10 protein-coding genes are annotated in these 14,329 nt (G+C 72.6%); 3 read left to right on the forward strand and 7 right to left on the reverse strand.

The annotated features are described in order from the left end of the window. Window positions 1–121 precede the first annotated feature (121 nt). Window positions 122–2,224 carry a BTAD domain-containing putative transcriptional regulator gene (locus tag ACQUSR_RS28495; RefSeq protein ID WP_431045460.1) on the reverse strand — a complete coding sequence of 701 codons (2,103 nt, stop codon included), beginning with the start codon at window positions 2,222–2,224 and terminating at the stop codon, window positions 122–124. A 166-nt stretch (window positions 2,225–2,390) separates the two neighbouring features. Here ACQUSR_RS28495 and ACQUSR_RS28500 point away from each other — a divergent pair, with 166 nt between their 5' ends. Continuing rightward, entirely contained in the window at window positions 2,391–4,451 is a 2,061-nt protein-coding gene (locus tag ACQUSR_RS28500; protein ID WP_431045461.1) for an ATP-binding protein, read from the forward strand. Continuing rightward, the gene (locus tag ACQUSR_RS28505) at window positions 4,444–5,157 is read left to right on the forward strand and encodes a response regulator (RefSeq protein WP_431045462.1); all 714 of its coding nucleotides are present in this window, start codon (window positions 4,444–4,446) and stop codon (window positions 5,155–5,157) included. The genes ACQUSR_RS28500 and ACQUSR_RS28505 overlap by 8 nt, the downstream gene beginning before the upstream one ends. Here the strand turns inward: ACQUSR_RS28505 and ACQUSR_RS28510 are convergent. From ACQUSR_RS28510 to ACQUSR_RS28530, 5 genes are all read right to left on the reverse strand, one after another. After that, the gene (locus ACQUSR_RS28510; protein WP_431045463.1) at window positions 5,120–7,420 is read right to left on the reverse strand and encodes a M14 family metallopeptidase; all 2,301 of its coding nucleotides are present in this window, start codon (window positions 7,418–7,420) and stop codon (window positions 5,120–5,122) included. The two genes, ACQUSR_RS28505 and ACQUSR_RS28510, sit on opposite strands and share 38 nt — an antisense overlap. A gap of 158 nt (window positions 7,421–7,578) precedes the next feature. Further along, window positions 7,579–7,680: an ALQxL family class IV lanthipeptide gene (locus ACQUSR_RS28515; RefSeq protein WP_431045464.1), complete on the reverse strand. Its 102-nt coding sequence runs from the start codon at window positions 7,678–7,680 to the stop codon at window positions 7,579–7,581. Window positions 7,681–7,685: 5 nt separating this feature from the next. Next, complete coding sequence (gene lanL, locus ACQUSR_RS28520) at window positions 7,686–10,517, reverse strand: class IV lanthionine synthetase LanL (RefSeq protein WP_431045465.1); 2,832 nt, start codon at window positions 10,515–10,517, stop codon at window positions 7,686–7,688. A gap of 1 nt (window position 10,518) precedes the next feature. Continuing rightward, entirely contained in the window at window positions 10,519–11,670 is a 1,152-nt protein-coding gene (locus ACQUSR_RS28525; RefSeq protein ID WP_431045466.1) for a radical SAM protein, read from the reverse strand. Window positions 11,671–11,715: 45 nt separating this feature from the next. Next, the gene (locus tag ACQUSR_RS28530; RefSeq protein WP_431045467.1) at window positions 11,716–11,970 is read right to left on the reverse strand and encodes a hypothetical protein; all 255 of its coding nucleotides are present in this window, start codon (window positions 11,968–11,970) and stop codon (window positions 11,716–11,718) included. 411 nt (window positions 11,971–12,381) lie between these two features. Here ACQUSR_RS28530 and ACQUSR_RS28535 point away from each other — a divergent pair, with 411 nt between their 5' ends. Then, window positions 12,382–13,833 carry an alpha/beta hydrolase family protein gene (locus tag ACQUSR_RS28535; protein WP_431045468.1) on the forward strand — a complete coding sequence of 484 codons (1,452 nt, stop codon included), beginning with the start codon at window positions 12,382–12,384 and terminating at the stop codon, window positions 13,831–13,833. Between the two features lie 48 nt (window positions 13,834–13,881). Here ACQUSR_RS28535 and ACQUSR_RS28540 read toward each other — a convergent pair whose 3' ends face one another. Next, window positions 13,882–14,292 (reverse strand): DUF6463 family protein, encoded by a 411-nt coding sequence (locus ACQUSR_RS28540; protein WP_431045469.1) that lies wholly within the window; start codon window positions 14,290–14,292, stop codon window positions 13,882–13,884. Window positions 14,293–14,329: the final 37 nt, after the last annotated feature.

A 14,329-nucleotide genomic window follows, 5' to 3' on the forward strand; every position in this document is an offset into this window, starting at 1 on the left:
CGGAGGGCCGGCGTGGCCGCGTACCGGACGAGGCACAGCCGGGTGGCCACGGCGATGCCGTCGACGGCCGGCTGGCCGGTGTCCTGGCGGCAGGCTCTCGTACGTCCCGAACCGCCGTGACTCACCACCCGTGCCCCGCCCCGGCCATCGTGCCGCGCCGGGCGGACGGGAAGGCGGCCGGGGTCACCTCGATCTCGTTCATCGCCGCGGCGTACAGGAGGTAGCGCCGGCGTGCCTCGCCGTGGCGGCCCGTGGTGGCGAGTAGGGAGACCAGACCGAGATGGGCGTCCTCGTCGTAGGGATCACGCTCCAGGAGCCGCAGGCGGTAGTGGGCCTCGGCGTGGCGGTCGTCGTTCTCGGCGGCGGCCGCGGCGAGTCGGGTGAGGAGCTCCAGATGGACGGCCTGCGCCTCCTCGCGCAGGCCCGCCGCCCACGGGGCGTACGGCTCGTCCTCCAGGACGTCCCCCCGGTACAGCTCCTCGGCGGCGGCCAGGGAGGCGAAGGCGCCGCCTCCGGTGCGCTGCGCACCGCTGATCGCATGGCGGGCGGCGGCCAGGAACTCCTGCACGTCGACGCGGAGCCGGGCCAGACCGACGACATGCTTGTCGGCGGTGATGAAGTGGTCCTGCGGCATCCGGCGTCCGGGGTCGAGCACGAGCCGTACCGTCGACAGGGCGACCGACAGACGGTTGGCGCAGCGGGCGGGATCCTCGTCCGGCCACAGGGTGTCGATCAGGGCCTCGCGGGATGTGGGCAGACCGCGCCGGGCCACCAGGACCTTCAGCAGGTCGCGGGCCTTCTTCGACTGCCACTCGTCGGCACCCACCGGGACGCCGTCCCGGATCACCCGGAAGCCGCCCAGGACGCCGACGCTCACGCACGGCTCCCGGTCCGCCATGACCCGGTTGAGCAGACCGGCCGCCTCGGCCGCCGAGGGAGACACTCCGAACTGCCGCAGCCAGAGCGTGGCTTCACGCAGCGCCCGGACCGTGCCCCGCGTCGGCGCGGGACGCAGCCGCGCCCGGGCCACGGCCACCCGCGCGACCGCCAGCGGACGCTGCGCCGTGGCCCACAACGCCTCCGCGTCGTCGAGGAGCCGCTGCCGTGCCCGCCCGTCGGCCAGGCACATCGCCTCCAGTTCGAGGATCTCCGCGCATACCGTCCGCGAGACCTGCGCGCCCGGTTCCCCGGCCGCCTGCCGGGCCGCCTCGACCGCCGTCTCGGGGCGGTTGTCCGCCAGAGCGATCCAGCCGCCGGCGAGCAGGGCACGGATCCGCTGCGGGCCCACGCACCCGTCGGCCGCCCGGCGCGCCAGCACGGCCGCGGTACCGGGCGCGTCGGTACATCGTGTCAGCGCCAGACCGGTCAGCGCCGAGGCCAGCAGCTGGGCATCGCCCGAGTGTTCCGTACGCACCACCGCCTCCTGATAGGCCGCCCGCGCCGGGCCCAGATCACCGCGCTCCCGGTGTGCGTCCCCCAGGCCGACCAGCGCCGCGGCGCCCAGCCGGCCGCTCTCCAAGGACTCGTCGAGCCGCTGGTAGCCGTCGAGTGCGCCGGTGAAGTCCGCGATCGCACGGTCCAGTTCGCCGAGGGCCAAGTGCGCGGCGCCACGCCGACAGCGGGCGAGCAGCACCAGCGGCACATCGGCGCCGTCATGGTCACCGCCCAGGGCCCGCAGCGCGGTGCCGAGCGTGTCGCAGACGTCCCGGCATGCGCCGTGCTCAAGACGTTCCGCCGCAAGGCTCGTATGGACGAACAGATGGAGCATCGCGTCCCCCGAGGAACGCGCCTCCTCCCTGGCCCGGTCCGCGTGGTGCTCGGCGAGACCGCCGTGGCCCTCCAGCGCGGCGATTGTCGCGGCGGTGGCGTGGGTGACGGCCTGGGCGCGGGGATCGCAGCAGTGCCGCAGGGCCCGCAGGGCGAGCTGTCCGAGCGCGCGGGCCGGGCGCAGCCTGCCCCGTGCGCAGTGCGCGGCGGCCGCCCAGGCAAGGGCCGTGATCTCGTCCGGGGTCCCAGTCCCGGCGAGGGCGGTCCTGCGGTGGATGTCCAGGGCGCGGGCCGGCTCGCCCAGCAACTGGTAGGTCATTCCCAGCCGCTGTCCGAGCGCCGGCTCCATGGGCTCGGTCCTGGACATGGCCCGGCGCAGCAGGCCGGGCGCGGCGGTCCAGTCCTCCCAGGTACAGCCCGCCGCACGGCCGGACTCCTCGGTCGGTGTGATCGTCATCGTGCTCCCCCCAGCTCCGGGGCGGGACCCCGGACATGACGAGTGTGTGCGGGTGCGCGGGGCGCGCGGCACCCGGACGGCCTCGCTTCGGTATGGAGGTTTGCCGCCATGGGGGAGGGAGGCAGCCTTTCTGTACACCGTGCGGCGAGACCGGGAAACTCGTGGGATGGCACGTGTTCACGGATGGCCGGTCCGCGTCCTCGTCCTGTGCGGCGGGCTCGGACTGCTCTACGCGGTGCCCGCCGGCGGCATCTGGATCTCCGCCGAGCGGACGCTGGCATGGAGCCTGGGCGCGGTGCTGCCCTGCTATGCGGCCGGGCTGTTCCTGTGGTGGCGCGCTCCGGCGCACCCGGTGGCCCGGCGGCTGGTGGCGGCCGGCTCCTGGGCGGCGCTGGGGCTGGTCGTCCGCTTCACGCTGACGCTCTTCGTCGAGCCCTCGGCCTGGAACCCGCCCACGCCGCTGGTGTGGACCGGTCTGCTCGTGGTCAGGACGATCGACGTGGTCGTGGGCCTGCTGCTCGTCCGTCTGGTGGCGCTGCTGCCGGACGGGCGTCACCGGTACGTCCACGAGCGTGTCCTGCTCAGCGCGCTGTGGCTGCTGACGCTCTACCCGCTGGCCCTGATGGCGTCGGACGTTCCCGAACAGCTGCTGCCCCGGCTGCTGGTGCAGCCGGAGGCGTGGCTGCCGGCGGTGGGCGCGGGCCTGCTGCTCGTCCGGTCCCTGCTGCGGGCGCGGGACCGGGGCGCCCGCAGCAGCCGTCTGACGCTGGTTGCGGTGGTGGCGTTCGCCGTGCTGCTGGGGCGAGGCTCGTCGCGGCTGTTCCGGATGTGGCAGGGAGAGACGGGAGTCGCGTACTTCATCGGCGCGGCGCTCGGGGCGCTGCCCTATCTGCTGATCTCGGTCGGCATGGTGTACGCCGGGTTCCGGCATCTGCTGCCCGGCATGGACATCACCTTGCGCAAGCCCGCGGTGTACGGGCTGCTCTGGCTGATCACCGGCGGCTGGTATCTGGGCATGACCACAGCGTTGGGCCTGACGGCGGGGCAGTACCTGCCCATTGGTCTGGCCGTTCTGGTGGCGGTGATCGCGACCATGTTGTTCCAGCCGGTGCGCGGGCGGCTGAACCAGCTCGCGGCGCGCCGGGTGTTCGGGGCGCGCCCCTCCAACTTCGAACTGCTCGTGCAGTGCGGGACCACGCTGGAGCACGCCTACGACGTGAAACGGCTGGCACCGCAGCTGGCGACCAGTCTGCGGGAGGGGCTCAACCTGCGCTGGGTACGGGTCGAGCTGGGCGCGACCGACACCGGGGACGGGCCCTTCGCCGTGGCGACGGCCGGCTCCCGGGCCTCGGATGACATCGGCGCACAGGTCGGGGTGCAGGCCGGGGTGCAGCTGCGGCACGGCGAGGAGGCCCTCGGGTTCATCGAGTACGGGCCCAAGGACGAGGGCCGGTTCACCCCTGAGGACCGGGACCTGGTCGAGACACTGGCCAGACAGGCGGCGCTCGCCGTGCACAACGCCCGGCTCACGGCCGAACTGTCCGCGCGGGTCGACGAGGTCCAGCGCCAGGCGAGCGAGCTCAACGCCTCACGGACCCGGATAGTGCAGGCCCAGGACACCGAGCGGCGGCGCATCGAGCGGCAGCTGCACGACGGGATCCAGCAGGAGCTCGTGGCACTGGTGGCGAAGTTACGGCTGGCGCGCAATCAACTGCGCGGCCGCGGGGGCGCCGTGGACAGCACCCTCACCGAGATCCAGGAGGACGCCGTCCGGGTCATCGAAGAGTTGCGGGAGTTCGCACACGGCATCCATCCCCCGGTCCTGACCGACCAGGGCCTCGCCGCCGCGGTGACCTCCCGGGCCCGCCGGCTGCCGATCCCCGTCACCGTCCATGTGGAACCCACGGTGTGCGCGCGGCGTTTCGCGCCCGAGATCGAGGAGTCCGCGTTCTTCCTGGTGTCCGAGGCGCTGACGAACGTGCTCAAACACGCGGACGCGGCCCGGGTGGCCATCCGTATCTCGCACGACGAAGAGGCCCTGCTCCTGGCCATCAGCGACGACGGGGTCGGCTTCCCCACCGGGTCCCGGCTCGGCTCCGGGCTGACCGGGATGCGCGACCGGATCGAGGCAGTGGGCGGCGAGCTGTCCATCGAGTCCCGGCCCGGGGGCGGCACGACCGTTCACGCACGGCTCACCGTGCGACGGAGGGAGACGACCCATGCCTGACCTGAAGACACCCGAGACGACCGCTCCCGAGCGGCTGCGCATCGTCATCGCCGAAGACCACTATCTGGTCAGGGAGGGCACCCGCCGGCTCCTTGAGGACACCGGCGAGGTCGATGTCGTCGCGGCGGTCGGCACGGCGGGGGAGCTCCTCGACGCGGTCGAGCGGTTCCGGCTCGACGCCGTCATCGCGGACATCCGGATGCCTCCCGACCACCACACCGAAGGCATCACCGCCGCACACTCCATCCGGGCACGGCACCCGGACACCGGCGTGGTCGTCCTGTCGCAGCACGCCAACGAGCAGTACGCCTTCGCCCTGTTCCAGCGCGGCACGGACGGCCTGGCGTATCTGCTCAAGGAGCGGATCGGCGAGCTCGATCAGCTGCTGCGCGCCCTGCGCGAGGTGTCCGCGGGGCGCTCGGTGATCGATCCGCGCATCGTGGAGGTGCTGGTCGGCAGCCACATCCGCACCACCGACTCACCGCTGGCCCAGCTCACCCGCCGCGAGCTCGACGTACTGCGGCAGATGGCGCAGGGCATGAACAACCGGACCATCGCCGAGTCGCTGTCGCTGTCGGAGTCGACCATCGAGAAACACGTGAACTCGACGTTCGCCAAGCTCGGCCTGGCGGAGGAGTCCCAGCTGCACCGCCGGGTCACCGCCGTACTCACCTATCTGCGGCACGGCCCGACCGGCCCGGCGTGAACGCGGCGCCGCTCGCCGGCCGGGCACACACCTCGCCCAGGTCCACCCGCTCACCCCGCCCGACCCGCACCTCGGCGATGCCGAGGGTGCGCCCGGCGCGGTCCGAGCAGCTGAGGGAGTACGACTCCGAGGGGCCGTAGGTGGCGGGCAGTGGCGATTGGAACGTCACCCGGCCCGTCCAGTCGTCCGGGTCCGCCTCCGTCTGGTCGTAGTTGACGACGACGGCGGTGTAGCGGCCCGGGGGAGGGTCGAAGATGACCGCCTGTTCGGAGTCGGCCCCGCCGGTGACGGACTGGGCCACGGGACGGCCGTCCGCGTCGAGGACGTAGAGGTCCCAATCGGTGCGGGGCGACGTCCAGGATACCGACACGGTCATCCGGCCGGTGTCGGCCTCCGGCGGGCCGAGGACGGTGAACGGGACCCGGTCCGCGGCCGGATCCTGCGGGAACCCGGTGTTCTCGGGCGGCAGACCGGGCGGATTGGCGAGCTCGGCCACCGGCTGGGCCGGGCCCTGCGGGTCCCTTCCGTACCGTCCCGCGACATACGGCCGGGTGGAGGGGTTGACCGACCAGGTGAACCGGCCGCCGGGAGCGACGAGGTCCGATACGAGCGTGTCGGTGACCTTCAGCGGCGGCCCGGTCGAGCCGTCGGGCCCGCGCACCGGCGAGGTCGGGGTCCGGAAGGTCTTGTGGAGCCGCAGCCGGTGGCCGCGGGGCGCCGTGCCGGTCAGCGTCGCGTGCGCGGCCGGGTCAGCGGTGTGGGCGAGCAGGTCGAGCAGCGCCCGGCGGACTCCGCCCTTCCCCGCGCCGGCCGCCGGCGCCCTGCCGGTGTACTCGGCGACGACGGCGTCCGCGTACGGGCCATGGGCCTTGGCGGGACCGATCTCCAGGGTGAAACCGAAGCCTCCGGTCGCCCAGTACGACCAGTCCTCCGTCATGCCCGTCGCCTCGTACAGCCGCCAGGCCGGTTCGCTGCGGTAGCCGGTGCGGGAGGCCAGCCGCGCGCCCAGGGCCCGGTAGGCCGGCTCGTCCAGCGGCGGACGGGTGTCGAGGGCTCCCGGCGGGCGCAGCACCAGATTGCCGTAGGTGTGCAGGGAGACGAGGTCGGTGACCTGCCGGGTGGAGACGAGGTGGCGGACGTTCCGGGTCTCCGGCTCGGAGAAGGGGGCGGGGCCGCGGTAGTGGTCGGCGTACCACTGCGGGGCACCGCCCACACCACCCCAGAACCCGGCGTAGTTGCGGTTGAGGTCCACACCGCGGTCGCGGCCCGCGGGGTTGGCCCCGCACGGCCCCGAGGCGTGGGACGGCGGGGCGTCCAGGGCGCTGCAGTTCTTGCGCTTGTTCTCGTAGTCGAAGCGGGTGAAGTCACCCCGGGGCGTGGCCCCGCGGGAGACCGAGAACCCGTCGGGGTTCACCACCGGGACGATGACCGCGCGGGTCCGGTCGAGCAGGCCCGGGACCCGCGGATCCGTGCGGTAGCCGCGCACCAGCTCATAGGCCCACTCCAGGGCGATCTCACCGCTGGGCCATTCGGTCGCGTGGTGCAGACCCAGGGTGAGCATCACCGGTTTGCCGTCGGCGATGTGCGGCGCGTGGCTGCTCACCTCGACTCCGGAGACGTCCCGGCCCTCGACCGTCGGGTGCGGCAGGACGAAGGAGCGTACGAGGGACGGGTGGGCGCGGGCGAGTTCCTTGAGCTCGTACTCGTACTCGTGCAGATGGCGGTAGCCGGACCGTCCGGACGGCAGCGCCGAGCTGTGCGGAGGGCCGACCTCCGTGCGCGCGGCGGCGTGTGCCGGGCCGCTCCCTGGGGGCTGCGCCAGCAGGTCCACATGCAGCGACACCGTGCGTGCGGGCCCCAGCCTTCGGCAGCTCTGCACCACAAGGCGCCGGCCCTCGGCGACGGAGGTCTCGGCGAGTTCGCGGCTGCGGGGCGCGGCCGAGGCCGCCAGGAGCGTGCCGCTGTCCGCGTCGAAGACGGCGAGGTCCCAGTCGCCCTCCGCCCCGGCGAGGGGTGCGAGCCGGGCGCGCAGCACGCCGTCCGCCGCGGCGGTCACCGGGTGCGCGGCCACGCCCGGTGTGTGCGGGGGCAGCAGGGTGGTGTGGCACGGCCGGGGCACGGCCCGCTCGGCGGTCAGGACCTGCCGCGCGGAGGCGGCCGGTGCGGGCGATGCCGGCGCGAGCAGGGCGAGGAGCACGGAACCGCTCACCGCGGCCGTGAGCATGGCCCGTACCGCCCTGCCGGAAGGATGCCGTGTCCTCACGTCGTGCTCCTGTCGTGTCGCCGTGCGGTGCCGGGCCGGGGCCCGTGCCTGCGCCGTGCCCGGCTGGGCCTGCGTCGGTCCGCGGCCGGTGCCCCCATGAAGGCGCCCACCGCTCCCGCCGTCAGCGGGCGGGAACGGTGGGCCGAGGTGCCGCTGCGTCAGAAGGTGCTGCAGCACGTGCCTGCGGTCGGCGGCGGCCAGGCGCCGCTCTCGGCGGTCTCTTCCTCCAGGAGCTGGAGGGCGTCCACGTCGAACTCCATGATGTTCACCCCCTCTCCGCTGTCCGGTGGTGATGGGCCGGCACGGCCGCGGCCCGCGCCGCGGCGGTGCCGGAGTCTTCGTCGCCGTGCCCCGTGAAGGAGCGCGGCTGCCACAGGCGGGGCCCGCCATGGGCGTGGCGCAGCAGGAAGGCGAGGACTCCGGACAGGCCGGTGTTGAAGTCGGCCCACACATCCGTCCCGCCGTCGTCCGGCAGGACGGCACGCCCGTCCCGCAGGACATGACGGACGTGGATCCCTGCCGCGAGTTCTCCCGCCCACTCGCGGTAGGTGTCCGCGCCGCACGCCTCGGCGAGGTCGAGCAGGAACTCCCCGTCGCCCGCGAGACCGTGGCACTGAGCGGTGCCGACGTGCCAGCGGGAGCGGCGGACGGCGACGGCGGCCCCGTGCGCGGCCTCCCGGAAGTCGTCCTCCCCGGTCTCCTGCCACATCCGCACCAGGAAGGTCCCGACACCGGAGGAGCCGCTGCACCAGTGGGTCCTGCGGGGGCTGTTCTTCTCTCCGCTGCGCCAGTACGCGGCGCCCTCCTCCACCTCGGCCACAGCGAGCAGGGTCCGTGCGGCCTCGGCCGCCAGCTCCCTGTACGCGGCGGTGCCGGTGGCCCGTGCCGTCGCGAGCAGGAACGCGCCGATTCCGGCGGCACCGTGGGCGAATCCGTAGTGAGTGATGTCGGAGGGGCTGGACAGGAGTTCCCGCGGCACCGGCCACACGACGGAGCCCTCCTCGCGGACGGCAGCCCGGGAGAGATGGTCGGCCGCCTGCCGTGCCCGGTCGAGGAACCGCTCTTCTCCGGTGGCCTCCCAGAACCGCAGCTGGGTCATTCCCGCACCGGCCACCCCGTGGCAGACGTCGGGACCGGGCCAGCGGACCGGAACCCGCACCGCCAGGTCCTTCGCCCGGGCGAGCAGCGCCGCGTCGTCGAGAGTCACGGCCGTGTCCAGCAGGGCCCAGGCGGTCCCGGACCTGCCGTAGTACAGCCCCGGAAGGGTCCGTGGTTCCCGCCCGACCCGTCGGCTGATCCACCGGGCCGCCTGCTCCACGGCCGTACGCAGCCCCGGATGCGGCTCGTCGGCGTGGGCGCGGACGAGCACGCCGAGGACACCGGCCGCGCCGTGCTGGACGTTGAACGCGTCCGTCGCCGCCCCCACCGGGCCGGTGGGCCACAGCCGCTCCGCGTGCTCCGGGTCCATGGTGACGAGGAGATGGTCGAGGCCGTCCGAGACGAGCCGCTTCAGCTCGCGGCCCGCGAGACCGCGCGCCGGGGCCGGGCCGCTCGGCGGCCTCTCGCCGACGGGCGTCTCCGCCAGCCGGGCCAGGACCTCGTCCACACCGGGCCGCAGCTCCGGGTTCTCCTGGAGGAGGTCCAGGATCAGCGGGGCGAGCCGGTGCGCGGCCATGTTGCCGGACGACAGCCGTACGAGCCAGGCGGCGAGGCGTTCGCGGTACGGGCGGGTGGCCGGCGCGTCGGCGGCGAGCAGCGGGTCGACGCCGGTGACCAGGTAGAAGAAGGTGGCACCGAGGCTGTAGAGGTCCGACGCCGGCCGGGGCGCCGCACCGATGCTCGGCGCGGTGCTCTGCTCGGCGCCCGCGTATCCCGGCGTGTAGATGCGGGTCGTGGGTTCGCCGGGCCGGGCGAGCATCTCCAGGTCGATCAGGCGCACATCGCCGCTGTCACTGATCATCACGTTGTTGGGGTTGAAGTCCCTGAGCACCCACCCCGCCGTGTGGACGGAGCGCATGACACAGGTCAGGCCGCGCGCCAGGCGCAGGGCGTCCGCCAGAGGGACTCCCCAAGGGCCCCCGTCGTCGAAGTCGAGGTGGTCGAGCACCCACTGACGCAGCGTCGTGCCGGGAACGGCCTCCTGCACGAGGAACATGTCGTTCTGCTGCTCGAAGACGCCAATCGGGTGCGGCGTGTAGCCGCTGTCGGCGAACAGGTCCAGCATGGCGGCCTCATGGCGCCGCCGGTCGCGGACGTCCTGTCCGGTCAGGGTCGCGGCGGTGTGCGGGCGTGCCTGCTTGACGATGACGGGGGCGCCGGTGGTCTGGTCGGTGGCCCGGTAGACGCCGCCGGCGAACGCGTGCCGGACCACTTCACGGACCAGGTAACGCCCGTCCAGCAGAACCGGTTTGGGCGCCGGGCGGGGCGCCGCGGCCGCGCCCTCACGGGGCGCGGGGGCCCGTTCCACGGCGAAGGGATCACGGGGCGCCCAGGGCGGCGGAGAGAACCACGGATGGCGCTGGTCGCGCACGAGTGTGCCGTCCGGAGCGATCAGCATCGCCCCGTGCGTACCGTCGTCGCCCAGGGCACGTACGCCGCTGAACACCCCGTACCGGTAGTGGACCAGGCTGCCCGGGAAACACGGACGGTCGGAGAGGATCCCCGGCCCCGGCAGCCCCTCGGTGGCCCGGTGCAGCTCCTCGGCAAGGGCGCGCAGCCCGTCGTCGTCGTACTCCGGGTAGACGGTGAGGAACTTGCCTCCTCCGCCCCGGTCGTAGCGGTGCGACACCAGCTCCCCGGCACGTCCGAGGGTGCCGGCGAACTTGAACCTGCACCGCCGGCGTACGAGCACATGCGCGGCGCGGGACAGGACCAGCGGGGCGGACAGCGGAGTCGCGGAGATGTGCAGCTTCCAGCCCTGCACCCTGGTGGGCTCGTCGGCGGGGGACACATAGCACCAGAAGTCCCCCGGGCGGACGCGCCATGCGCCGTCCTCGTCCTGGTGCCGGGAGTGCCGGGAGAGCACCGACTCCACGACATCGACGAGGAAGGTGTCGTCGCCCGCGCGTCGTGCGTCCCGCGGCGGCATCGGATCCATGTCACTGACCTCGGGTTCCAGGAGCCGGGGAGGGGAGATCGACGGGTACGAAGACGGGCCGCCGGTCGATACGGGCACGGACCGCGTCCGAGCCGAAGCGGTAGTCGATCCGCCGGGCCGCCTCCGCCCAGTCGCGCACGGTCTGTACTGGGGTGAGGGTCCGGATCACGAACGGGTCGCTCCACCGGGAGACCGCGCGCTGCCAGAGCACGTCCGCGGGGTCCGTGAGGAGATTGCCGACCGTGCCTTCGTAGACCGGCATGGCCCGCACCGCGCCGTCGGGCTCCACCTGGATCACCTGGAAGTCGAGGCCCCGCGCGGTCTGGCCCGGGTGCATCTGCAGATGCAGGTTGTCGGTGACCAGGACGAGCACGGACGACGGGGCCAGGGCTGTGAGCCGCTGGTGGAGCGGTTCTCCGGAGAGCTGGGCCATCTGCGCGTCCGAGAGCAGCTCATGGTCCGCGAAGCCGGCCCGACTGGCGAGTCCGGCCGGGATCACCGCGCCGAACGACAGGATCCGCAGCTCGGGGAAGCGCGGCGCGATCCGGGTGCAGAACTCGTCGAGCTGGTCGAAGTTGCTGCGGACCACCACGCAGTCCACACCGAACTGGACGGGCCGCATGCCTCGTTCGCGGCGGGCGCGGGAGGTCCGGTCGAGGAGGCCGAGCGCGTCGAGCGCCCGCTCGAAGGACCCCGCCCTGCCACGGATCCGGTCGTGCACCTCCGCGGTGGCGCCGTCCAGGCTCACGACGACGCGGTGACACACATCCGCGAGATCGTTCAGCATGCCGGGCGTCAGCCGCCATCCGCCGGTGTACAGCACCACCTGGACCCCGGCGTCCGTCAGCCGCGCCGCGATGTCGGCGATCCCGGGCACCAGCAGGGGCTCGCCACCGGCCAGGGATACCACACCCGGCCGCAGCGCGATGATGGCATCCGCGATCCGCAGCAACTCCTCGTGATCCGGCTGCTGGGCGGGGCGCCGCCCCGACTCCGAGTAGCAGTGGGTGCAGCGCAGCGGGCAAGCGTACGTGATGTCCCAGATGACATCCGTGGGACCGGTGGAGCCGGGCTTCGGAGCCGTCGTGGCATCGGCCGGGCCGTCCATGGCGTGAGCACCCCCTTCCTGAGGGACCGTGGGGCGATTTCCCATGTCCCTCATGGTGCTCACGACTCTGTGCGTTGCCTTAGTCCGTCCTTAGGGTGCTGGCATCGAGGTCGTGACCAGGGGATCGCGGTGCTCGCCATTGCCGTCGTCGCGCTCAAGGAAGGCCGCGACGCGTGGCGCGGCGTCCAGGCCCCAGCGGCGTAGACCTGCGGCTCGCTGAAACCCTTCGAGTGGCCCGCTGGTGGAGAGTTCGGCGGTGTGTTCACGGGCGTGAAGCTGGCTGGAGCGGCGTATCTCGTCCACCTCGGCGTGCAGGCGTTCCGGCGCCGCAAGAAGATGCCGCATCCGTCGTGTGGCACCGAGGGCGGTAATTCCGGTCGGTAGCGAATCCCAAATCGGGCGCTAAGCCGCCGCGTTGATTACCAAGCGTGGGCAATCAATACGGGTACGTAAAGTCCAGTCCAGCGCTACTCCCTGGTAGCGCAGACCGGTTGGCAGGGCGGCCATTGCCATTGCAGTTGCAAGTGCTGTAATACTTCCCTGCGTCAGGGCATAGACGTGCGCTTCCCGGCTCCGCATCGGACCCAACTGCGATGGCGCCCGTGGCATGCCCTGGGTACCCCCCACACGAAAGAGTTGAGATATGCGCCTTCCCCGACTCTCCGCACTGAGGAGAGCCGTAGCGGAAGCCGCGGTCGCCACCGGGTACCGCCAAGTACTGATCACGGAGCGGAACTGCATCAGGGAGAGCTGCTCATGAAGCATGCACGCAGGAAGCCTCGCGGCCGGATGCGGGCCCGGGTCGCCGGTACCACGGGGGCGCTGGCCGTCTTCCTGGGCGCGGGGGTCGCATCAGCCGCCGCAGCCGGGAAGAACGCCGCGGCACCCGTGGCCAAGGCGGCGCCCCTGGACGAGGCGGCACCCATGGCCAAGGCGGTGCCCCTGGACAAGGCGGCACCCACAGCCAAGGCGGCGCCCCTGGGCGAGGCGAAGGCCCCTGGTGAGCTGACGCTTCCCGCCCCGTCCGGCCGCTACGGGGTCGGGACGGTCGACCTCCACCTGGTCGATCCGCACCGCACGGATCCGTGGCTGCCGGGCAGCCGGCCGCGCGAGGTGATGGTTTCGCTGTGGTATCCGGCCACGGACACCGACCGCTACCCCGCGGCACCCTGGATACAGCCCGCTGCCGCCGCGCATCTCCTGGGAGCCATGCAGGTGCCGCCGAACACGGTGACCCTGCCCACCACCGCCGGGCACACCGGCGCTCCGGTTGCTCGCAAGGCCGGAAAGTTGCCGGTCGTGCTGTACTCGCCCGGACGGGGCTCGAACCGCGCGACGGGCACCGCACTCGCCCAGGATCTGGCCAGCCGCGGCTACCTGGTCGTCACCCTCGACGACACCCACGAGAGCGGCGAAGTGCAGTTCCCCGACGGGCGGCTGGAAGTGAGCGCCATGCCGCCGGGCACACCGGCGTCCCGCGTGATCGACATTCGGGTCGCCGACACCCGCTTCGTCCTCGACCAGCTGGCCGCGATCGCCCGTGGCCGCAACCCGGACGTGGACCACGCACGCCTTCCGCGCGGGCTGTCCGACGCGATCAACATGAAGCGAATCGGAATGTTCGGCCCTTCCCTCGGCGGAGCGGTGGTGCCGGCGGCCATGCAGGCGGACTCCAGAATCGACGCCGGCGCGAACCTGGACGGACAGTTCTTCGGACCGGCGAAGACCCAGGACCTCGACCGCCCCTTCCTGCTGTTCAGTGCCCAGAACCACAACATGGACACCGACGGGAGCTGGGCGAAATTCTGGAAGCACCTGCGCGCAGAGCGGTACGACATCAAGCTGCGTGGCGCCGAGCACCTCTCCTTCTTGGACTGGGAGGCCTTCTTCCACCAGGCACCCGGCCCCTTCAGGAAAACCCCCGAGCAACTCGTCCAATCACTCGGTACGATCGCCCCCGACCGCGCCATCGCGATCCAACGCACCTACCTCGCAGCCTTCTTCGACAAGCACCTGCGTCAACGGGACAGCCACCTGCTCGACGGCCCCTCCCGGCACTATCCCGAGATCGACTTCATAGGGCGTCCCCACCGCCAGGCCGATCAACGGAGCTCATCCGACGGAGTAGATCGCCGCCCTGCCCGCCCACACCGTGACGGCCAACACGTGGAAGCCGCCCGTCAGTTCGACCCCGGAAGAGATCGGTAGGGGCGGCAGCCCTTCCCCTGTCCGCCTAGCCACTGGCGCGCCCTGTGTTCACGTTCGTGGAAGCCCGGCCTTGGGCGCGGGGTTGTCGCGGCGGGCGCGGCGGGCTCCGATCAGCAGCAGGGCGCACGCGAGCGCGAAGAGCGGCCAGGGCGTGAACGGGAGGACCACGGCGTCGACGACGGTCCAGCCCCCCAGCGCCCAGGCGATGAATGCCGGCGGGGTGATGCCGCGGCGGTCCAGCCACAGCACCGTCATGCCGACCAGGATGAGCGGTATGCCGAAGCTGCCCAGGCTCAGCCAGTACGCGCTGCCCGCCGGGCTCATGTCGGCAAGGTCCTCGTGCCACAGTCCGCCGCTGAACCATGTCCCGGCGTGGCGCGCGGCCTTCTCCACCGTCAGGGCGCCGAGCGTGTGTGCGGTTCCGCATAATGTGATGATCCAGCCGGCCCACTTGATCATCTGAGCTTCTCCGTTCTTGTCGCGAAGCCACGCTGTG

This window comes from Streptomyces sp. P1-3 (assembly GCF_050613155.1).
Classification (GTDB): Bacteria; Actinomycetota; Actinomycetes; order Streptomycetales; family Streptomycetaceae; genus Streptomyces.